The organism is Candidatus Tumulicola sp., assembly GCA_035601835.1.
Taxonomy (GTDB): Bacteria; Vulcanimicrobiota; Vulcanimicrobiia; order Eremiobacterales; family Eremiobacteraceae; genus DATNNM01.
This window is the reverse complement of the sequence record DATNNM010000014.1, coordinates 26,742-46,987: the sequence shown is the minus strand read 5'-3', so window position 1 is coordinate 46,987 and position 20,246 is coordinate 26,742. Positions and strand designations below refer to the sequence as shown.

Below are 20,246 nucleotides of genomic sequence, written 5' to 3'. Positions count from 1 at the left end.
CACTAGGGAGGATGTATCATGCCTAAATTCCTCGTTCAAATCTCATACACGACCGAGGGCGTGCGCGGCCTTCAAAAAGAAGGTGGCACGGCGCGGCGCGCCGCGGCGCAAAAGCTCGTGGAAAGCGTCGGCGGCAAGCTCGAGGCGTTCTACTTCGCTTTTGGCGCAGCAGACGTCATCGCGATCGCCGACGTGCCCGATAACGTGGCCGCGTTCGCCACGGCGCTGGCGACCGTTGTGACCGGCACCGTGAAGTCGCAGACGACCGTGCTCGTCACGCCTGAAGAAGTCGATCAAGCCGCGAAGAAGGCGGTCAGCTTCCGCCCCGCGGGAGGCTAAAGTCTGAGGCGGGACTGGCTCTTCGCGTAGTCGCCAAGCCACTCCATCTTCGGATGCATCGCGTAGAGGTCAGCCTCGACGAGATACGCGATGATGTTCTTGTGCCCGAAAGCCTCGTTGCGCAAGGCCGTGGCGCGCTGGATCTCATCGAAGTAGACATCGGGCAGCGGCGACGAGACGATCGCTAGGCCCAAGTCCGCGATGATAGGGTCGCGCATCGCCAGGTGCTCCGCTAAAAGCCGATCGGGCGCCGCTCCGGGAAAGATCTTCCATAACTTGCGCGGCAGACGCCTGACGTAGTGCAGTCCTGCCGTGCTGGGATTGAACCTGCCCCACGCGGCGATGGACCAGCCGTCGTTCAGAATGGTGAGCAGCGAGACTCCGAGCTCGACGGACACCACGAGTCCTGCGGCTGCGTTGATCTCGGCAAAGCATTGATGCCCCGGATGGAACAGAAGACGCGCAAACCCGCGGACCGGCGTCGTGCCCAAGGGACCGGCCAAGCCGTAATCGCGCTGCCGCACGAAGCCGAGCGCCTCGAGCGATGCCGTCAACGCGCGCAGTTGCTCGGCGAGCGGTCCGGCGGCGACCTCGGCATCGATCGTGACGAGGGGCCGGTTGCCTGCCTGCACAGGCGCGAGCGCCTGTCGGACCCGCATCGCGCCCCACAACACTCCGATGATCCCGCCAAGCAGCGCGCCACCGACAAGGAAGAGACCGGCAGCGCGAACAGGCACGTCCTGCGTAAGGGCGATGAGTATCGCGAGGCGGGAAACCAACAGCCCGGTGAAGATACCGGATAGGCCCCACAACACGAGCGGAAACGTCTTCCACCTCGATCGCCGGACGATCATATCCCGGCTTTCGACGGGCATGCCCCCGGCCCCGGCACTGCGTTCGCAAGGTCCGTCCTTTCCGGTGTCAAAACTCCACCATCCTTGGAGGAGGGCCATCCCATGCGAAGCTCCACGCATCGTCTCATCGCCATTTCCGCGAGTGCTTTCGTCCTCGCGATCTCACCACCGGCGCTGGGCGCGAGCACCGATCAAGCCCTCAGTATCAACAAGAGTTTCATCGAGTGGGCGTTCGGATTCAAACTCGACTCCGCGACGCTTCAATCCATCCGCCAGGGCATTGTCGTCGACACGGCAAGCGACCCGGCCGGATCGCAGTCGAGCCTCGACAACATGAGCACCGTCATGGCTTGGGTCGCAAAGCACTCGCCTTCGGAGAGCCGTCTGTTACGCAGCGTCGTCGAGCCGAACCTGGTCGCGCAGTGGCAGACGGATACCGGATCTTCCGCTTTCGCTTCGAAGGCGGTGATCGCAGCATGGCGCAAGCACAACAGGATCATCGCGGAGGGAAGACCACCGCTGCGCCGATCCGTCGTGAACGCCTACATCGCGATGTATGAGTTCACCGCCAAGCAAGCCGGAAAGCCGGTTCCGGCGGCGATAGCGGACCACGCGGGATTCGCGAGGCGCGTCGCGGGCCAATACGCAGCCGCGCCGGCCGACTCGCAGATGAAATTCAATCAGATCCAACCGCTGTGGTTGTCGTTCCAGGCCCTTTGGGCGCAGTCCACACCGGCGCAACAAAACGCCCTCCGTGCGGCATTCCGCGCGAAGCCGGTCGCCGTCCGACCGCCGCCAACGGCCGCTCCGCAATCGGGTCTTAGCGGCAACGTCAGCGCAGAAGAAAAATACAAAGAGCACCTGTTCGTGCAGAACGAGGGTCAATCCATGATGTCGAACTGGTCAAACCCCTTCTAGCCTTTGACTCTTCGCAGTTCGGTCCGCTTCGCCGTTGTCGCGTTCGCATTCGCTGTCGTGCCGGAAATGTGCGGCGAGCCCATCATAGAGGACCGAGGCGGCCTCGAGCCCGTGGGCAAAGGTACCTGCTTTTGGGCGTCAAACGTCTCTCGTCCACCCTGAGGAGGACCAGCGCATGCGAAACGCTTCGATTCGTTTCATCGCCGTGTTTGCAAGCGCCCTCGCGCTCGCCATTTCACCCCCCGCATTGGCTTTAAGCACAGATCAAGCCGAGAGCGACATCACGAAGTTCGTCGAGTGGGCGTTCGGATTCAAACTCGACGCGGCAGCGGTGCAGTCCATACGCGACGGCACGGCCATCGATATGTCGAGCGACCCGTCCGGCGCGCAAGCCACCGTCAACGACATGGACAACGTGATGGCGTGGGCGGCAAAACACTCCGCTTCGGACAACGCGATCCTGCGCAGCCTCGTCGAACCGCAAATCATCGCAGCTTTCCAGGCGGATACGGGCGCTTCAGCGGCAACCGAGAGAACCCTGGTCGCGGCTTGGCGCAAGCACAACAAGATCATCGCTGAGGGAACGCCTCCGCTGCGCCAATCGGTCGTCGACGCCTTCATCGCGATGTACGAATTCACCGCCAAGCAAGCCGGGAAGCCGGTGCCTGCGGCGATCGCGGACCACGCCGGTTTCGCGAGGCGCATCGCCGGGCAGTATCCGGGTGCTCCGGCCGAAGCGCAGATGAAGTTCAACCAGTTCGTGCCGTGGTGGTTGTCGCTTCAAAGCCTTTGGGCGCAGGCAACGCCTGCCGAACAACATGCCTTGCGCGCGGCATTCCGCGGAAAGCCGGTCGCCGCTCAACCTCCTCCGACGCCTGCACCGCAATCCGGTCTGAGCGGCAACATCTCGACCGCACAGCTGATCAAGAAAATAGAGATGCAACATTGGACGTCGAGCCAGGCTCAACACATGATGGAGGGCTGGTCGAGCGTTTTCGGCCACTTCTAAAATCATGCTCCGCCGCTTGATGTGCGCTTTCGCCCTCGTGGTTGCACTTGCGGTCTTGCCGGCCATGGGCGATGTAGCGCCACAATCCAACGAGGATTGCCTCAACTGCAAGCACCTGCGCTGCCTCGAGAGCTTGCTCGACCAGCGTAAGGCGATCGCCAATGCCTACGACGAGTTGGCGACATCGCCGGTCATTCAAGTTCGCGATGCGTCCGGCACACCGGTGGACGTCATCGACGATACCGGCATGAGCGAGACCCTGCGCCGCGCAGAGCTGAACGAGATCGTCTGGAAGCTTGCGGTGTTCGACCAATTCGAACGTGCTCGGCTGTTGCGCCTCCCGTCGCCGGAGTGCGGCGCGCCGGCAACGGAGGAGGTGGCCGCGCGGACCGATCAGATAAAGTGCGAGATTCAAACCGCACCTCTGAATGCTGCGATGGCTGCGATGCCGTGCAGACAATTGGCCGAAATGATACGAGCGCACGAGATCCAGCACGCCAGCGAATGCAACCTCCGCAAGCATCACCGAAACGACCAATGGCCCTACAAGTGGCCGACGCCGGCGGGCGTGGCGCACGAGGAGGCCGCGGCATACAGGGTCGAGGCTGCGACGATCCAAAAACTCATCGATAAGATCCAGGAGCCGCGACTCGAGTCAGAGGCTGTGATCGTCTTTCGATCCCCCGCCCCGATGGGGACGATCCGAATGACCCAGACAGGTCTGTTCACGTTCAAGGTCAGCGAAGGGACGCCGCAGCCTGTCACCGGCGAAGGCGTAACATCGTTAGTGGTCGACACGTCCGGCAGCCAGTGCAGGATGAGCGGTCTCCAAGGCATCAGGAACTTCAAGGTCGGCGGTCAAATCTCGGGCGGCGTCGCGACGCTCAAGGTCACTGAGGTGGGGTACAAGGCGACGACGTTCAGGATCACATGTCCTCGCGGCTTCGGATGGGGTCCGCCGGCGCCACAGACGCCGGGCACGATACAAATGAAGTGGAAGGACGGCGAATCCGTCTCAAAGACGCTCTTCGACATGCCGCAAGGGACAGGCAAGTTGAGCTACACGTTGCACCTCAAGTGCAAGAAACGCCAGGGGTAGTCATCGCCGAATCCAGGTTGGGCGAACTGCACGTCGTTCTCGGTGGAACAGGCGGGGCGGGCGCAAGTGTGGTCCGAGAACTCGCCGCGAACGGCAAGCGCGTGCGCGCGGCAAGCCGACGGCGGCACAATGACCCGGAAGTCGAGTGGGTCGTTCTCGACGCGCGTCAAGCAGACGATGTGAAGCGCGCTTGCGCGGGCGCGAGCGTTGTCTACCATTGCGCCAACGTGCCCTACCGGGATTGGGAGGCCCAATTGCCGGTGATCGCAGATGCGGTCATCGCAGCCGCCGCTGCAGCGGGTGCAACGCTCGTCGTCATGGACAATTTGTACATGTATGGACCCGTCGACGGCCCCATGACCGAGGCCACGCCGCGCCGGCCCGTGGGTCACAAGGGACGGCTGCGCAGCGAGTTGGAGAAGAAGTACTTGTCGGCTCACCGCAGCGGCACGGTGCGGCTGACGATTGGTCGCGCATCCGACTTCTATGGCGCTTTCGGCTTGAGCGCCCCGTTAGCGCTGGCCATCGATCCCATGCTGCAGGGAAAGCGCGCGTCCTGGATCGCCAATCTCGACGCACCGCACACGCTGAGCTACCTGCCCGACGTGGCCCGAGGGCTCATCACGCTCGGCGAGCGATCTGAAGCACTTGGTCAAATTTGGCACATCCCGGCGGCCGAGCCGCTCACCGGACGGCAGTTCATCACGATGGCCGCTGAAGCGATAGGACGTCATGCCGAAATGTCTCGCATCACGCTGCCGATGATGTGGTTGGCGGGATTATTCGATGCGCAGATCCGCGAGGCGACCGAGGTCTACTACCAGTTCGCCAAGCCATTCGTCATCGATGCTGCGAAGTTCACCAATGCCTTCGGCGGCCATGTCACAGCTCATCGGGAGGCAATCCCCGTGACGGTCGAGGAACGGCGTCGACGTCCGGCAGGCTCGTCGCAGCGGGGGGCCGAATAAGCAAGTCCGGTCAAACTGCCTTGACCTCCGAGCTTCGCTCGGCGCGCTATACTGTCGGAGAGGACGCCGCCCGGTTTTGAGCACGACGAACGCTTCAGCCCAACAAGAGAAGCGCGTCGTGCTTTCTGCTTCCGCCCTCCAGCGCACGATCGAGCGGCTCACCGATCAGATCATCGAGCCCAACGGCGCCAGCAAGAACCTGGTCATCATCGGCATCCGTAAGGGCGGCGAAAGCCTCGCGCGCCGCATACACGGTCAGATCAGGCTGCGCACCGGCGTCGACGTGCCGCTCGGCTTTCTCAACATCACGCTATATCGGGACGACGACGCGCCGCGCGAGATGCCGCAAAGCGACATCACCGAAGATCTGCAGGGCAAAGAAGTCGTCATCGTGGACGACGTGCTCTTCACCGGCCGTACTATCCGCGGCGCGCTCGACGCGATCACCGACATGGGCCGGCCGCAAGCAGCGCGCCTGTGCGTGCTCATCGACCGCGGCCTGCGAGAGCTGCCCATCCAAGCGGATTACGTGGGCCGCTTTGTCCCCACGTCGCGCGACGAGCACATCCACGTGGAGCTGCGCCCGGAGGCCTCCGACGACGACCGCGTGGTCATCTACGGGCCGAAATGACAGGCGCGCGCCATCTCCTCGACCTCGACGACGCGCAACGACCGCTCATCGAGTCGTTGATCACGCGCGCACGCGCCTTCAAACGCGGCGTCACCGATTCCAGCGTCCGCCTCAAAGGCAAGATCGTCCTCGGCATGTTCTTCGAGCCGAGCACGCGCACTGCGACCTCCTTCGCCGCAGCTGCGCACCGGCTCGGCGCTTCCTGGCTTGACTTCGCGACCGAATCTTCGTCGCTGATCAAAGGCGAAACGCTCGAAGACACGATGCGCACGATCAGCGCGATCGGCGCCGATGCGCTGGTCGTGCGCCATCGCGAGAGCGGTTTTCCGCATGCGCTCGCGCGCTATTTCAGCGGCGCGGTGCTCAACGCCGGTGACGGCTGGCACGCCCACCCGACTCAAGGCTTGCTCGACGTCATGACCCTGATGGAGGAATTCGGTTCGCTCGAGGGCCGCACGCTCGTGATCGCGGGCGACATCAAGCACAGCCGCGTGGCGCGCTCCGCTGCAAAGGCAGCCTCGCTGATGGGCGCTCGCATCGTGTTGTGCGCGCCGCCGCTGCTGCTACCACCGTCATCGCCGGGCTGGGGCTATGCCGCGCTCTCGGCTGACCTGGATGAACATCTGCCGACCGCCGACGCGATCATGCTCTTGCGCATTCAAAAGGAACGCGGCGACGGCGCCGAGCTGCCGGCGCACGAGGACCTTGCGGGAGGCTATGGTCTGACGCTCGCGCGCGCTAAGGCCCTGCCGGCGCATGCGATCGTCATGCACCCCGGCCCCGTCAACCGCGGGGTCGAGATGGACGGCGCGCTCGTGGCCGGCGAGCGGAGCCGCATCGAGCGGCAAGTCGAAAACGGCGTCTACGTCCGCATGGCGGTGCTCGAATGGGCGCTCGGACGGGCCCAGGAGCGGCGATGAGGGTGCAGCCGGGCGGCGCCAAAGCTGAGAATCGCGACTTCGTCGGCGCGCGCGTCATCGATCCGATCCTTGGACTCGACGCAAGACGCACGATCGTGGTGCGCAACGGGCTGGTCGCCGCGCTGCTGGACGGCGCGCCATCGGCCCCCGATCCGCACACCGAACGGATCGACTGCACCGGCATGGTGCTGTGCCCCGGCTTCATCGACCCGCACGTGCATGCGCGCGACCCCGGCGATCCGCACAAGGAGACCCTGGCCACGGCACTCGCCGCGGCGGCGGCCGGCGGCTTCACGGCGGTCGCCGCGATGCCAAACACGCGGCCGCCGTTGGACACGCCGCTGTCCATCCGCCGGCTCATCGAAGACGCGGCGCTGCTCCGCAGCGCTCGCTGTTATCCGGTCGGGGCGGTCACGCTCGGCCGCGAGGGCGAGGCGCTCGCGCCCCTGCGCAGCATGGCAGCGGCCGGCGCGGTGGCGTTCTCGGATGACGGAGCCGTCACGCGCTCGCTCAAAGCGCTGTATCACGCGGCGCGGCTGATCGCAGACCTGCCGCAGGCGCTAATGTCGCACTGCGAAGATCCGTCGTTCGAAGACGCGCTGATGCACGAGGGCGACGTGAGCGATATTTTGGGAGTTCCCGGCATGCCGGCGGTCGCTGAAGCCGCCATCGCGGCACGCGATGCCCTGATCGCCCAAGCCACCCACAAGCTGTGGCACCTCTGCCATGTGAGCGCGAAGCAGACGATCGACGTGCTGCAGTGGGCGCGCTCCGCGGGTATCCGCATCACGGGCGAGGTCACGCCGCATCACCTGCAGCTCACGGACGTCGAGCTCAAGGGTTTCAATGCGCGCATGCGCGTGAACCCGCCGCTGCGCACCGACGCCGATGTCGCCGCGCTGCGAAGAGCCGTGAGCGAGGGCACCATAACGATTTTCGGGAGCGACCACGCACCGCACGCCGAATACGAAAAAGAGCCGCCGCTCTCCAACGCCTGCGTGGGGTTCTCAGGCTTGGAGACCGCCGTCGGCGCGACGTTCGATGCGCTGCCCGACGTGCCGCTCATGACGATGGTCGCCAATTTTTCGAGCAACGTGGCGGCCCTGCTCGGCGTTCGCGGCGGCACGCTCGCGGTCGGTGCGCCGGCCGACATCACGGGATTGTTCTTGGACAAGCCTTGGACGGTCGACCCCGATCGCTTCAAGTCGAAAGGCCGCGTGACGCCCTTCGCCGGCCGCACGTTCAAAGTGCGGCCCGCCATGACCGTCGTCGGTGGGGCGATTCTCCATAGAGATGCAGGCTAGTATGAGAGCGCGCTTGCTGCTGGCGGATGGAGGCTCATACGAGGGCCAGGGCATCGGGCCCGAGGGCATCGCTCTCGGTGAAGCCGTGTTCTTCACCGGCATCACGGGCTATGAAGAGGCGCTCACCGATCCATCCTACGCCGGACAGATCATCGTGTTCTGCTATCCGCTCATCGGCAACTACGGCATCGATCCCGCCGTCCGGCAACACAAGACGATCTGCTGCGCGGGCGCCGTCTTCAAACGCGTGAGCGCGCATCCGAGTCACTATCGCAGCGCCGGACGCGTCGATGAGTGGATGGCGGCAAGCGCCGTGCGCGGCATCCAAGGCCTAGACACGCGCGCGCTGGTCATCCGCCTGCGGGAAGCGGGCACCATGCGCTCGGTGCTCGCGGTAGGAGAAGAAGCCATCGCGCGCGCGCCTGACGCCCTGCGCGATTATATCGGGGCGCCGCTCGCGACGCCCGATCTCGTGCGTGCGGTCGAGTCTCACGGCGAGCTGCAGCGCAGCGGCGGGAACATCCGCGTTGCGCTGCTCGACTGCGGCGCCAAAGAGAACATCGCCAACTGCCTGGCCGCTGCAGGCGCAGAAGTGCTGGAGGCGCCGTTCACGACGACGTTCGACGAACTGCTGGCGATGAAGCTGGACGGCTTGGTGGTCAGCAACGGTCCAGGCGACCCCTCCGAGCTGACGGGAGTCATCGAGACGCTGCGGCGCGTGATCGAGTATGGCCGCCTGCCGACCTTCGGCGTGTGCCTCGGCCACCAAGTGCTCGCGCTCGCGCTCGGCGCCACGACGTATAAGTTGAAGTACGGGCACCGGGGCGGCAACCAGCCCGTGCAGCACGTCGCTGACGGCGAGGTCGTCATCACCGCGCAGAACCACGGCTATGCGGTTGACGCGTCCACGCTGCCCGCCGACGTCGAGCAGACCATGATCAACCTCAACGACGGCACCAACGAAGGGTTCCGCCACCGCAGCCTGCCGATCTCCTCGGTGCAGTTCCATCCGGAAGCGTCGCCCGGTCCGGCGGATGCTCGTCACCTCTTCGCCGATTTCGTGAAGACCCTGCGGTGAGGAACGGTACGCCCGGGTCAGTGCTCGTCGTCGGTTCTGGACCGATCGTCATCGGCCAGGCAGCCGAGTTCGACTACGCCGGCGTCCAGGCGTGCCGCTCCCTTAAAGAGGAAGGCGCGCGCGTGGTGCTCGTCAACTCGAACCCGGCGACCATCATGACCGATCCGGAGATCGCCGACGCGGTCTATCTGGAGCCGCTCGTGCCTTCGCACGTGGAAGCCATCATCGCGCGCGAACGCCCTGAGGCGATGCTCGCGACCCTCGGCGGCCAGACCGGACTCAATCTCGCAGTGGCGCTCGCGGAGCGCGGCACGCTCGAGCGCTACGGCGTCAAACTGCTTGGAACGCCGCTGCGCACCATCAGATTGGCGGAGGACCGCGAGCTGTTCAAGCAGGCCATGATCGACATCGGCGAGCCGGTGCCGGAATCGGCGATCGTCCGCAGCATCGAGGAGGGGCTTGCGTTCGCACTTCGCTCGGGCTATCCGCTCGTGGTCAGACCCGCGTATACGCTGGGCGGCACCGGCGGCGGCATCGCCCACGACGAGTCCGAGCTGCGGGAGATCGTGCGCTCCGGTTTGAGCGCCAGCATCATCCATCAGGTGCTGCTCGAGACCTCGCTGCTGGGCTGGAAAGAGGTCGAATACGAAGTCCTGCGCGACGGCGCCGACAATTGCATCGTGGTCTGCAACATGGAGAATATCGACCCGATGGGGGTGCACACCGGCGATTCCATCGTGATCGCGCCCTCGCAAACGCTTTCCGATCGCGACTACCATCGCCTGCGCAGCGCCGCGATCAACATTATCCGGCATCTCGCCGTCGAGGGCGGCTGCAATATCCAGTTCGCGCTCGATCCGCGCAGCGATGCGTACAACGTGGTCGAGGTCAACCCGCGCGTGTCGCGCTCCTCCGCGCTGGCGAGCAAAGCCACCGGCTATCCGATCGCCAAGATCGCGGCCAAAATCGCGCTGGGCCGCACGCTTCCGCACATCGACAACCCGGTCACCGGCGTGACGAAGGCCGCTTTCGAACCGACGCTCGACTACTGCGTGATCAAGATCCCGCGCTGGCCGTTCGACAAATTCCCGCTCGGTGACGCGCGCCTCGGCACCCAGATGAAATCGACCGGCGAGGTGATGGCCATCGGGCGGACCTTCTCGCAGGCGATGCTCAAGGCCGTGCGCGGGCTCGACATCGGCCGCGACACGCTCACCGGTTGGACGCACGAGCAATGGAGCGACGACGAGCTCACGGACGTGCTGCGAGCGCCCACCCACGAGCGGCTCTTCGTCATCGCCGAATGTCTGCGGCGCGGCCGCTCAGTCGAGTCCATCGCCGAGACAACCAGCATCGACGCGTTCTGGTTGTGGGAACTCAAAGAGCTTGTCGAGTGCGAGGAACACCTGCGCAAGGGTGCTGATGTGGTCCCTGCCAAGCTGCTGGGCTACGCGAACACCACGATCGCGAGGCTCACGCAGAAGCCGCTGCCCGATGTGCGCGCCGCAGGCGGCGAACAAACCGCGCCCGCTTACAAGATCGTCGACACCGCAGCCGCCGAGTTCCCGGCGCGCTCGCCTTACTATTACGCGACGGTAGGAGAAGAAGACGAACTGCGCAAGCCGCAGCGGACCAGTGTCGTGGTGGTCGGCAGCGGGCCGATCAGGATCGGCCAGGGCATCGAGTTCGACTACTCGTGCGTGCACGCGGCGTGGGCGCTCCACGAAGCCGGCGTGGACTCGGTCGTCCTCAACAACAACCCGGAAACGGTCAGCACCGACTTCGACATCTCGGACCTGCTGATATTCGAACCGCCCTGCGTCGATGAGGTGGAGAACGCCGTCCGCGCCACCGGAGCGAAGGGCGTGCTGCTCGGTTTCGGCGGTCAGACGCCTATCAATCTCGCGCGCGATCTCGCTGCTCGCGGCGTCAAAGTGCTCGGCACGAGTCAGCAGGCGCTCGACCTCGCCGAAGACCGCGAGAAGTTCGACGCGGTGGTGGCCAAACTCGGCGTAGCGCGGCCGGCGGGCAAGACCGCGCTTTCGTTCCGCAAAGCGCGCGAGATCGCCAGGGAGATAGGCTTCCCCGTGCTGGTGCGCCCTTCGTATGTGCTCGGCGGGCGCGGCATGGAGATCGTGTATAATGAAGCGCAACTCGCGGCATACGCCGAGAGCGCCCCGCCCATCCAGCCGCACGCGCCGCTGCTGGTCGATAAGTATCTCGCCGGCATCGAAGTCGAAGTCGACGCTGCGTTCGACGGCCAGGACATCATCATCCCGGGCATCTTCGAGCACGTCGAGCGGGCCGGCATCCACTCCGGCGATTCGATGGCGGTGTACCCGACACAGAACATCCCACCCGACATCGAGCTGCGGATCGTCGACGTCACCACGCAATTGTGCAAAGAGCTCGGCATCCGCGGTCTCATCAACGTGCAATACATCTTGTACGGCGGCGAGCTGTACGTGATCGAGGCCAACCCGCGCGCGAGTCGCACCGTGCCGATCATCGCCAAACTCACCGGCGTGCCGCTCGTCGGGGCGGCGACCCACATCGCGCTGGGCGGAAAGCTCAAGGACATGGGTCTCGCCCTCGGACTGCTGCCCCGTCCGGACTTCGTGGCGGTGAAGATCCCCGTCTTCTCGTTCGCGAAGCTGCGGCGCGTGGAGACGATGCTCGGTCCCGAGATGAAATCGACCGGCGAAGTCCTTGGCCTCGACTCCACCTACGCCGGCGCTCTCTTGCGCGGCATGCTGGGCGCCGGCCTGACACCGCCTCCGCCGGGCGGTGGTATTTTGTTGTCGATCTCCGATGCCGAGAAGGAGGCCGCGGTCGAGCTGGCAAGAGCCTTTGCAGAAATGGATTATCAACTGTTCGCCACCACCGGCACGTGGAAGATGCTCGACGCGCACGGCATCGGGGCCACGCGCGTGAACAAGATCGCCGAGGGTTCGCCGCACGTGGTGGACCTGATCGCCGGCGCCGGCGTCGACTTGGTCGTCAACGACGCCTCGGCTTCGTCGCAGTCGCAAAGCGACGGCTACCGGATTCGGCGCGCGGCCGTCGAGGCGGGTGTGGCCTGTCTCACGTCGCTCGATACCGTGCGAGCGCTCCTCGTCGCGCTTTCGGCGCGCGATGACGAACCCGTGCGCGTCCGGCCGCTGCAAGAGTATGTCGCCAGCCGCATGACGGTCGCATAGGGAGTCCGGAACCGTGCGCGCACGCGTCCTTCATCTCACCATCGCCTTCATCGCCCTGTTCGTGCTGCTGGCGGCGCAGGAGATCCGGGTCCAGTTGGTCGACCGCGCCCGCACCAACGCGCGCGCCGGTAATCCGCGGCGCAGTCTCACCAACGAACTGCGAGGCGCTTTGCTGGACGCACGCGGCGTCGCGCTCGCGCAAAGCAAAGCCGGTAAGCGCATCTATGGCGCGGGCGCATCGCTGTCGCAGCTCGTCGGCTACTCGTCAGCCGTCTACGGCGAGTCGGGCCTCGAGGCGGCGCTGGATTCGATCCTTTCCCCGCCCGATGAACGGCTCACAGGGGTCGGCGATGCCGCCGGTCTGTTCCGCAAGAATGCAGGCAAGGGCGGCCAAACGGGAAGCGACGTGGTGCTGACGCTGCGTGCCGACATCGCGGCCATAGTCGACCGGGCGCTGCCCGGTTCCATTCGGGGCGCGGCGCTCGTGATGGATCCTCGCAACGGCAACATCCTTGCTGCCGTCAATCGTCCGACGTTTGACCCCAACACCTTGGCGGCGCAATGGAAAACGCTGCGCTCCAGCGCGCAGTCTCCGCTGCTCGATCGCGCGCTCGCCGGCTTGTATCCGCCCGGCTCGACCTTCAAGATGGTCACCGCGAGCGCGGCGCTCGACACCGGCACCGTCGTGCCGAGCGACACCTTCTCCGATCCGGGCTATTTCGAGGTCGGCGGTTTTCGCATCCGCAACGCCGAGAACGAAGTCACCGGCACGCAAAATTTCACGGGCGCGTTCGCGCTTTCGAGCAACGTCGATTTCGCGCAGATCGGATTGAAGCTCGGTCTCGACGGGTACTACGACTACCTGCACCGTTTTCACGTGGGAGACGAGCCAGGCCTTGCCGTTCCGACCGCCCAAGATGAAGTGCCCGCCAAGGCGACGATCGTGCCTTCCGAGCTTGCCCAAATGGCATTCGGTCAGGGCGGGCTGGCGGTGACGCCGCTGCGCATGGCTCTGATCGCTTCGACCATCGCCAACGGCGGCGTGATGATGCGGCCGCAGCTGGTCAAAGAATTTCGAGTCAACGGCAGGCTTCCGCTGTCCGTGCCGCCGACCCGCTGGGAGCGCGTGCTCTCCGAAACCACCGCGTCGCGGCTGCGCGACATGATGATCGCCGTCGTTCGCAGCGGCACCGGGACCGCCGCGCGCATGCCGCGAGTGACGGTCGCCGGCAAGACCGGCACTGCGACGCACGTCGGGGCTCCTCCGCACGCATGGTTCGTGTGCTTTGCGCCTGCGGAGCGGCCGCGCATCGTGGTGGCGGTCGTGGTCGAAGACGCAGGCTACGGAGGCGTGGTCGCGGCGCCGATCGCGCGCAAGATCCTCGAGGGCAGCCTGCCGCTGTATCCGCGATGACCGACATCATCTACAACGATCGCTATCGGCTCGACGCCAAGATCGGCGAAGGCGGCATGGCGATCGTCTATCGAGGTTACGATCTGTTGCTGCGCAGACAGGTCGCCATCAAAGTGCTGCGCCCGCAGTTCGCCAAGGATGCGGAATTCGTAGCGCGTTTCGTGTTCGAGGCGCAAGCCGCGGCAAAACTGTCGCACCCGAATATCGTGAACACGTACGACGTCGGACATGTCAACGGCAGCCACTACATCGTTGAGGAGTACGTTCCCGGCGAGACGCTGGCCGCTCTCATCGAGCGCCAGGGCAAGCTGCCCGAGTCCACCGCGGTGCTCTATGCCCGCCAGATCTGCGCGGCGCTCGCGGCCGCGCACCGCCAAGAGCTGCTGCACCAAGACATCAAGCCCTCGAATATCTTGATCACTCGCGAGGACGTCGTTCGCATCACGGATTTCGGCGTCGCCCACGCGCATGGCCCCGACGAGCTGGCGCGCTCGGCTCGATCCTCGGGGGAGCGCGCCGATACGTTGCTCGGCTCGGCTGCCTACTGTTCGCCTGAACGGCTGACCGGCGAGGGCCTGAGCGAAGCCAGCGATCTGTACAGCGTCGGCGTGGTTTTGTACGAGATGCTCACCGGCGTTCGGCCCTTCATCGGCCCCTCGAACGAAGCGATCGCCGCCGCGCATCTGTCGGATCCGATTCCCGATCCGGCGTCAGCCGGCGTTGAAGTCAGCCCAGCGATGCAAGCGATCGTGCGCAAATTGCTGCAGAAGCTCCCCGGCGATCGCTATCAGTCCGCGGGCGAGGTGCTCGCAGCGCTGCGCAAGGCCCAGCGCGGCGAGATCGACGAAGCCGCGGCCTTAGGCCCAGGCACGGCGACCGAGGTGCTGCGGCGACGCGCGCGCGACGCCGCCGATGCTGCCGCGAGGGTGAGACTTCCGGACGAGCCCGCGCGCTGGCGCACCGGGAGCGCGATAGGCTGGGCCGCCGGAATCGTCGCCGCCATGGTGGTCATCGCTCTCATTGTTTCGCAGCAAGCGGCGTCGCGCAGTTTGCGCATGCCGGACCTCACCGGAAAATCAGTGGCCGAAGCTGTGGCGGCGCTGCGCACGATCGGCGTGGATGCCGTCGCCATCCAGCAGCGAACCGATGACGCGGTTCAAGGCGGACTCGTGGACGGCAGCGATCCGGCGGTCAACGTGCGTTTGAATCCAGGACAGACAGTGACGCTCAAGGTCAGCAGCGGGCCGGCGCTCCTTGATGTGCCAAACGTCATCGGACAAGACCCGAGAGTCGCGATGCAATTTCTCGCTGCGAAAGGCTTTGGGGTGCGCCTCGGCAACTCGATCAGCAGCACGTCCGTGAAGCAAGGGCTCGTTGCGGCTAGCAACCCGGCGCCGGGCGCGCCGGTCGAAAAGGGCGGCACGGTCGCGCTCTTGGTGAGCAAAGGACCGCCGATCATCGCCGTGCCCAACGTCGTGTCGCTGACGTTGGATGAGGCTCGCAAGCAGCTCGCGTCCGCGGGCCTAAAGCTGCAGGTGAATCAGACGGTAGACGTGCCGAATATCCCGGCCAACACGGTCTTGAGCCAAGATCCGGCGGAGCGGAGCAACGCATCGCCGGGTTCGACCGTGATGGTAGACGTCAGCGGCAGCGGCCCAGCGACTCTGGACGTGCCCAGCATAGTCGGCATGAACATCGACGATGCGCGTCGAGCGCTGGCGCAGGCCGGCTTGAGCGCCGGTATCGTGACGCAAGCGGCGGTGCCCAATCAAACTCCCGGCACGGTCGTCAGTCAGATTCCCGGCGCTTATGCAAAGGCGCCCCCGGGAGGCGCTGTGGACTTGATCGTGGTGGCGGGTGCGGCTCCCGCTCCACAAGCTTCAGCCGCGTTAGGTCCGGTTCCCGACGTGACCGGCATGAGCGTTGAACTGGCCAAAGCCGCGCTCGAGCGCGCCGGCTATCGCGTCGATCGCGTCACGGTATTGCCCGGCGCCGCCCCGAATGCGAAAGTCGTCGGAACCGATCCCGCGCCCGGCGTTGCGCCTGCGGCCGGCTCGAACGTCGTCAACCTCGTCGTCGGCAACAAATAATTTTCGGCCGTTAATGTAGCGTTCCGAGCGAAGCTCGGACGACCGAAGGTCGCGCCCTTTAACTACCGAATTAATCATTCCGTGCGAGTGCTCGGCGTCGATCCCAGCTTGCGATCCACGGGCTACGGCGTCGTCGATTATGACGATAGCCGGTTTCGGCTTATCGAAGCGGGCACGATCGAGACGCGCGCGACGGATGATCTTGCCGGACGCCTCGGCGACATCGCGCAGAGCCTCGCAAGCGTGATCGCGGCGACGCAGCCCGCTGTCATGGTCGTCGAAGCCGTGTTCGCGCGGGCCGTCAACCCGAAAACGACCATCCTCATGGCGCACGCCCGCGGGGCGGCGCTGGGCGCGGCAGCCGGGCGCGGCCTTGTCGTGCACGAATTCTCGGCGACGACCGTCAAACGCGCGCTGGTCGGGAGCGGCTCGGCGAGCAAGGACCAAGTCGCGAAGATGGTCGTCCGCTTGCTTGGCTTGAGTCGCACGCCGAGGCCGGCAGACGTGACGGACGCGCTTGCCATCGCCATCGCATTCGCCCATCGCAACGGACGAGCCCATTGATGTTCTCACGCATCGAAGGCGTGCTGCGCGAGAAGCATCCCGACTCGGCGCTGGTGGAGACCGGCGGCCTGTGCTACGAGATCATGCTGCCGGGTTGCGTGGTCGACAAGATCGTGACCATCGAGCCGGGTCAGCCGATCAAGCTCGAGATCTTTTCCTACCTTCAAATGGACGGCAACCGCGGCACCGCGACCTACGTCGGCTTCACCAACGCGGTGGAACGCGAGTTCTTCGAGGCGTTGCTCTCGGTGGCGAGCATCGGGCCGAAGACGGCGATGCGCGCCTTTGCGCGTCCGATGGCTGAAATAGCCCGCTACATCGATGAAGGCGACCGGACCGCGCTGCGCAAGCTGCCCGGCATCGGCGATCAAAAGGCCAAGGACATCATCGCCAAACTGCAAGGCAAGGTCGCCCGCTTCGGACTCATCCAAGGCGAGACTCGCGCCGCGCAGCCGCAGCCCGATTTCGTCGCCGAGGCGGTCGAAGTGCTGCTGCAGCTGCAGTATCGACGGCCGGAAGCGGAGCGCATGGCGAAGGAAGCGTTCTCGGGCAACGGAAGCGTGACGAGCGCCGAGGAACTTCTCAACGAGATCTACCGCCGCCAGCAGAGGACCACGTGACGCCACGCAAGACCATAGCGACGGCCGGTGAGGGCGACCAATCGCCCGAACGCCACCCGCTCGTCGCCCCCTCGGAGACGATCGAAGATCAGATCATCACGGTCACGCTGCGCCCGACCGGCTTCGATCATTACGTGGGGCAGCGCAGCGTGGTCGAGAACCTCAAGATCTCCATCGCGGCCGCCAAAGGGCGTGAGGAGCCGCTGGACCACATGCTCCTGCACGGACCGCCGGGGCTTGGAAAAACGACGCTCGCGAACATCGTGGCGCGCGAGATGGGCGCTAAATTCCAACAAGCCTCCGGGCCGACGCTCGAGCGGCCCGGCGATCTGGTCGGCATCCTGACCAATCTGCAGCGCGGCGACGTCCTTTTCATCGATGAGATCCACCGCCTGAGCCACGTCGTTGAGGAGTTCCTCTACCCGGCGATGGAAGACTTCGCGATCGACTTCATGGTGGACCGCGGCGCATACGCGAAGACCATCAAGATCAGTCTGAAGCAGTTCACGCTGGTCGGCGCGACCACGCGCGCCGGTCTGCTGACCGCACCGCTGCGCGAGCGCTTCGGCATCGTGCATCATCTCGACTATTATGGCGCCGATGATCTGTGCCGGATCGTGGAGCACTCAGCGCAGGTGTTGGGCGTTTCGATCGACGCCGGCGGCGCCGCAGAGATCGCAGGCCGCGCGCGAGGGACGCCCCGCATCGCCAATCGGCTGCTGCGGCGAGTGCGCGACTACGCGCAGGTGAAAGCGGGCGGACGTGTCGACCGAGAGGTGGCGCAGGCCGCGCTCGCCCTCGAAGGCATCGACTTGCTCGGACTGGATCCGCTTGACCGCTCGTTCCTCAAGGCGCTCATCGTCCAGTACGGCGGCGGGCCGGTCGGCATCAGCGCGCTGGCGGCAAGCGTCAATGAAGAAGAAGACACGCTGACCGACGTCGTGGAGCCGTTCTTGATCCAGATCGGATTCTTGCAGCGCACAGCGGCGGGCCGCCGCGCGACGGCAAAGGCCAAAGCGCACCTCGGCTTGGCCGGCGTTGGAGACCAACCACGGCTCCTTTGAGGTGTGCCGTGCTCGCCGCCGTGCTGACGCTTCTCGGCACGCGCGTTGACGCCGCGCCGATCCGCGTCCAACTTTTGAACCACCAGTTCCAGACCGTTATCTCCTCCGACGGCGGACTCATCGTGCGCGCGCCGGGTAGCGGATCCAACGATCCTTTGGTCCAGCCCGAGATCACAACGGTGCTCTCCGTCCAACCGCAAGCCGCAGGTTTGCTGGTCGCCGACGCCGTGCAAACCGGTCCGAAGATCCTCGTGACGCCGCTGACCTTGTCACAGCTCTTTGTCAACGGGCGTCCGTATCGAGGCGCGCTCCTCATCGGGCGCAACGGCGACGGCACGCTCGACGTCGTCAATCAACTCGACCTCGAGGAGTACCTGTATGGCGTGGTGGCGGCCGAAATGAGTCCGGATTGGCCCGACACCGCGCTCCAGGTGCAGGCGATCGCGTCGCGCTCGTACGCGGTCGCGCGGGCCCGCTTCAACGCCTACGACGGCTTCGACGTCAAGGCGGGCGAGCAGGATCAGGCGTACGGCGGAGCCGGCGTCGAAACGCAGTCGGCCGTGAATGCCGTGGATGCGACCCACGGCGTGGTCATCGTGTACAACGACCACATCGTCAAGGCGTACTACTCATCGTGTGACGGCGGCTATACCGCCGACGGAAGCGCGCTTGAGGACCCGCAGCCCTATCTTCGCGCCGCACCCGATCCGTACGCCTCCGAGTCCCCGCACCTCGCGTGGAAGGCGAGCGTGCCGCTGGCGGACTTCACGCAAGCCCTCCGCGCCGGGGTTGGCGACGTCGGCGACGTCGCGGCGATTCACCTTGGCCCGGCCGATGAATCGGGCCGCTTGATCTCCGTGACCGTGGTGGGCAGCGCGGGATCGCGCACGATATCCGGAACGCTGTTCCGCAAACTCGCCGGCACGCACGTGGTCAAGAGCACCCGAATAGCGGCGATCGACATCGACGGCGATGTCATCAGCGTCACCGGTTCCGGATTCGGGCACGGCGTGGGCATGAGCCAATGGGGCGCCAAGGGGATGGCTGACGCCGGATTCGGCATCTATCAGATCCTCGGCTTTTACTATCGCGGTACGATGCTCTCGAAGATCTGATGTGGATCCGTACCGCACCGACACCTACGACTACGTCCTCCCGCCGGAGCTCATCGCGCAAACGCCGGCGGACCGGCGCGATGCGTCGCGGCTGCTAGTCTTCGGGGATCCGCTCGCCCATCACACGTTTTCGGAACTGCCCGAGCTGCTGCGCCCCGGCGACCTGCTCGTCGCCAACGACACGCGCGTGCTGCGCGCTCGCTTTCTGCCCAAGCGCAGCAAGGGCGGCGCGGCGCAAGTGCTGCTGCTTCACCCGGCGGCTGAGCCCGGCGCATGGGAGGCGGTGGTCCGGCCGGGCGCGCGCGTGCGCCCAGGCGACAAACTGACGCTGGACCGTGACAGCGGCATCGAGATCCTCGCCCGCGGCGACGAGGGAACGCGCATCGTGCGTTTCTACGGCGTGACCGTAGAAGAGGCGATGCTGCGCTTCGGGCTCGTGCCGTTGCCCCCGTACATCCGCACCGCTCCAGCCGATGCCGCCGAGCGCTATCAAACCGTCTACGCCGCGCATGACGGCTCCGTGGCCGCGCCGACAGCCGGCTTGCACTTCACGCCGGCTCTGCTGGAACGCCTCAGCGAACGCGGCGTCGCTTGGACCACGATCACGCTTGATGTCGGGGCCGGCACGTTCCGCCCCGTCAGCGTTGAAGATCTTCGCGACCATCATATGCACGCGGAACGCTACGAGATCGGCGAAGCAACCGCACGTTCCATCAACGAAGCGCGACGCGAAGGACGTCGGGTGATCGCCGTGGGGACCACGGCCGCGCGAGCGCTCGAAGACGCGGCGCGTTTATCGACCGATGGCCGGGTCGAGCCCGGGTCGCGCTGGACGGATCTGTTCATCTCTCCCGGCTTCACCTTCAACGTCGTCGACGCGCTCATCACCAACTTTCACTTGCCGCGTTCTACCCTGCTCATGCTCGTCTGCGCCTTCGCCGGCACGGCGAACGTCCTCGGCGCATACGAAGAGGCGGTGCGCGAACGCTATCGCTTTTATTCGTTCGGAGATGCGATGCTGCTCACGAGGAGGCCTGAACGAACTGCGGAAATGTGACC

Annotated in this window: 18 protein-coding genes; 17 read left to right on the top strand and 1 reads right to left on the bottom strand. The window is 65.4% G+C overall.

Annotation, left to right across the window (positions count from 1 at the left end; genetic code table 11):
* The first annotated feature begins 18 nt into the window (after positions 1 to 18).
* Positions 19 to 339, top strand: a complete 321-nt coding sequence (locus VN934_09420; protein HXM19018.1) for a GYD domain-containing protein — start codon at positions 19 to 21, stop codon at positions 337 to 339.
* On the opposite strand, the gene VN934_09415 is transcribed toward VN934_09420, so the two are convergent.
* Positions 336 to 1,193, bottom strand: a complete 858-nt coding sequence (locus tag VN934_09415; GenBank protein HXM19017.1) for a hypothetical protein — start codon at positions 1,191 to 1,193, stop codon at positions 336 to 338. The genes VN934_09420 and VN934_09415 overlap by 4 nt on opposite strands.
* A gap of 102 nt (positions 1,194 to 1,295) precedes the next feature.
* On the opposite strand from VN934_09415, the gene VN934_09410 reads away from it, so the two are divergent.
* From VN934_09410 to queA, 16 genes are all read left to right on the top strand, one after another.
* Positions 1,296 to 2,111 carry a hypothetical protein gene (locus VN934_09410; protein ID HXM19016.1) on the top strand — a complete coding sequence of 272 codons (816 nt, stop codon included), beginning with the start codon at positions 1,296 to 1,298 and terminating at the stop codon, positions 2,109 to 2,111.
* Positions 2,112 to 2,286: 175 nt separating this feature from the next.
* A complete protein-coding gene (locus VN934_09405) occupies positions 2,287 to 3,120 on the top strand; it encodes a hypothetical protein (GenBank protein ID HXM19015.1) in 834 nt (277 codons plus the stop codon).
* 4 nt (positions 3,121 to 3,124) lie between these two features.
* Positions 3,125 to 4,219, top strand: a complete 1,095-nt coding sequence (locus tag VN934_09400) for a hypothetical protein (GenBank protein HXM19014.1) — start codon at positions 3,125 to 3,127, stop codon at positions 4,217 to 4,219.
* Positions 4,198 to 5,187: an NAD-dependent epimerase/dehydratase family protein gene (locus VN934_09395; protein ID HXM19013.1), complete on the top strand. Its 990-nt coding sequence runs from the start codon at positions 4,198 to 4,200 to the stop codon at positions 5,185 to 5,187. Before VN934_09400 ends, VN934_09395 begins: the two co-directional genes overlap by 22 nt.
* A gap of 76 nt (positions 5,188 to 5,263) precedes the next feature.
* Entirely contained in the window at positions 5,264 to 5,818 is a 555-nt protein-coding gene (gene pyrR / locus VN934_09390; GenBank protein HXM19012.1) for a bifunctional pyr operon transcriptional regulator/uracil phosphoribosyltransferase PyrR, read from the top strand.
* The gene (locus VN934_09385; GenBank protein HXM19011.1) at positions 5,815 to 6,738 is read left to right on the top strand and encodes an aspartate carbamoyltransferase catalytic subunit; all 924 of its coding nucleotides are present in this window, start codon (positions 5,815 to 5,817) and stop codon (positions 6,736 to 6,738) included. Before pyrR ends, VN934_09385 begins: the two co-directional genes overlap by 4 nt.
* Positions 6,735 to 8,042, top strand: coding sequence for a dihydroorotase (locus tag VN934_09380; protein ID HXM19010.1), 1,308 nt, complete (start codon positions 6,735 to 6,737; stop codon positions 8,040 to 8,042). The genes VN934_09385 and VN934_09380 overlap by 4 nt, the downstream gene beginning before the upstream one ends.
* Position 8,043: 1 nt before the next feature.
* Positions 8,044 to 9,120 carry a glutamine-hydrolyzing carbamoyl-phosphate synthase small subunit gene (carA, locus tag VN934_09375; protein ID HXM19009.1) on the top strand — a complete coding sequence of 359 codons (1,077 nt, stop codon included), beginning with the start codon at positions 8,044 to 8,046 and terminating at the stop codon, positions 9,118 to 9,120.
* The gene (gene carB, locus VN934_09370) at positions 9,117 to 12,320 is read left to right on the top strand and encodes a carbamoyl-phosphate synthase large subunit (protein ID HXM19008.1); all 3,204 of its coding nucleotides are present in this window, start codon (positions 9,117 to 9,119) and stop codon (positions 12,318 to 12,320) included. Before carA ends, carB begins: the two co-directional genes overlap by 4 nt.
* A 13-nt stretch (positions 12,321 to 12,333) precedes the next feature.
* Positions 12,334 to 13,734 (top strand): penicillin-binding protein 2, encoded by a 1,401-nt coding sequence (locus VN934_09365; GenBank protein ID HXM19007.1) that lies wholly within the window; start codon positions 12,334 to 12,336, stop codon positions 13,732 to 13,734.
* Positions 13,731 to 15,824 (top strand): Stk1 family PASTA domain-containing Ser/Thr kinase, encoded by a 2,094-nt coding sequence (gene pknB / locus VN934_09360; GenBank protein ID HXM19006.1) that lies wholly within the window; start codon positions 13,731 to 13,733, stop codon positions 15,822 to 15,824. Before VN934_09365 ends, pknB begins: the two co-directional genes overlap by 4 nt.
* 81 nt (positions 15,825 to 15,905) lie before the next feature.
* Entirely contained in the window at positions 15,906 to 16,388 is a 483-nt protein-coding gene (ruvC, locus tag VN934_09355; protein ID HXM19005.1) for a crossover junction endodeoxyribonuclease RuvC, read from the top strand.
* A complete protein-coding gene (gene ruvA, locus VN934_09350; GenBank protein HXM19004.1) occupies positions 16,388 to 17,008 on the top strand; it encodes a Holliday junction branch migration protein RuvA in 621 nt (206 codons plus the stop codon). The genes ruvC and ruvA overlap by 1 nt, the downstream gene beginning before the upstream one ends.
* Positions 17,005 to 18,072 (top strand): Holliday junction branch migration DNA helicase RuvB, encoded by a 1,068-nt coding sequence (gene ruvB / locus VN934_09345; protein HXM19003.1) that lies wholly within the window; start codon positions 17,005 to 17,007, stop codon positions 18,070 to 18,072. Before ruvA ends, ruvB begins: the two co-directional genes overlap by 4 nt.
* Before the next feature lie 8 nt (positions 18,073 to 18,080).
* Positions 18,081 to 19,187: a SpoIID/LytB domain-containing protein gene (locus VN934_09340; protein HXM19002.1), complete on the top strand. Its 1,107-nt coding sequence runs from the start codon at positions 18,081 to 18,083 to the stop codon at positions 19,185 to 19,187.
* A gap of 1 nt (position 19,188) precedes the next feature.
* On the top strand, positions 19,189 to 20,244 hold the full coding sequence (gene queA / locus VN934_09335) for a tRNA preQ1(34) S-adenosylmethionine ribosyltransferase-isomerase QueA (GenBank protein ID HXM19001.1): 1,056 nt from the start codon (positions 19,189 to 19,191) through the stop codon (positions 20,242 to 20,244).
* Positions 20,245 to 20,246: the final 2 nt, after the last annotated feature.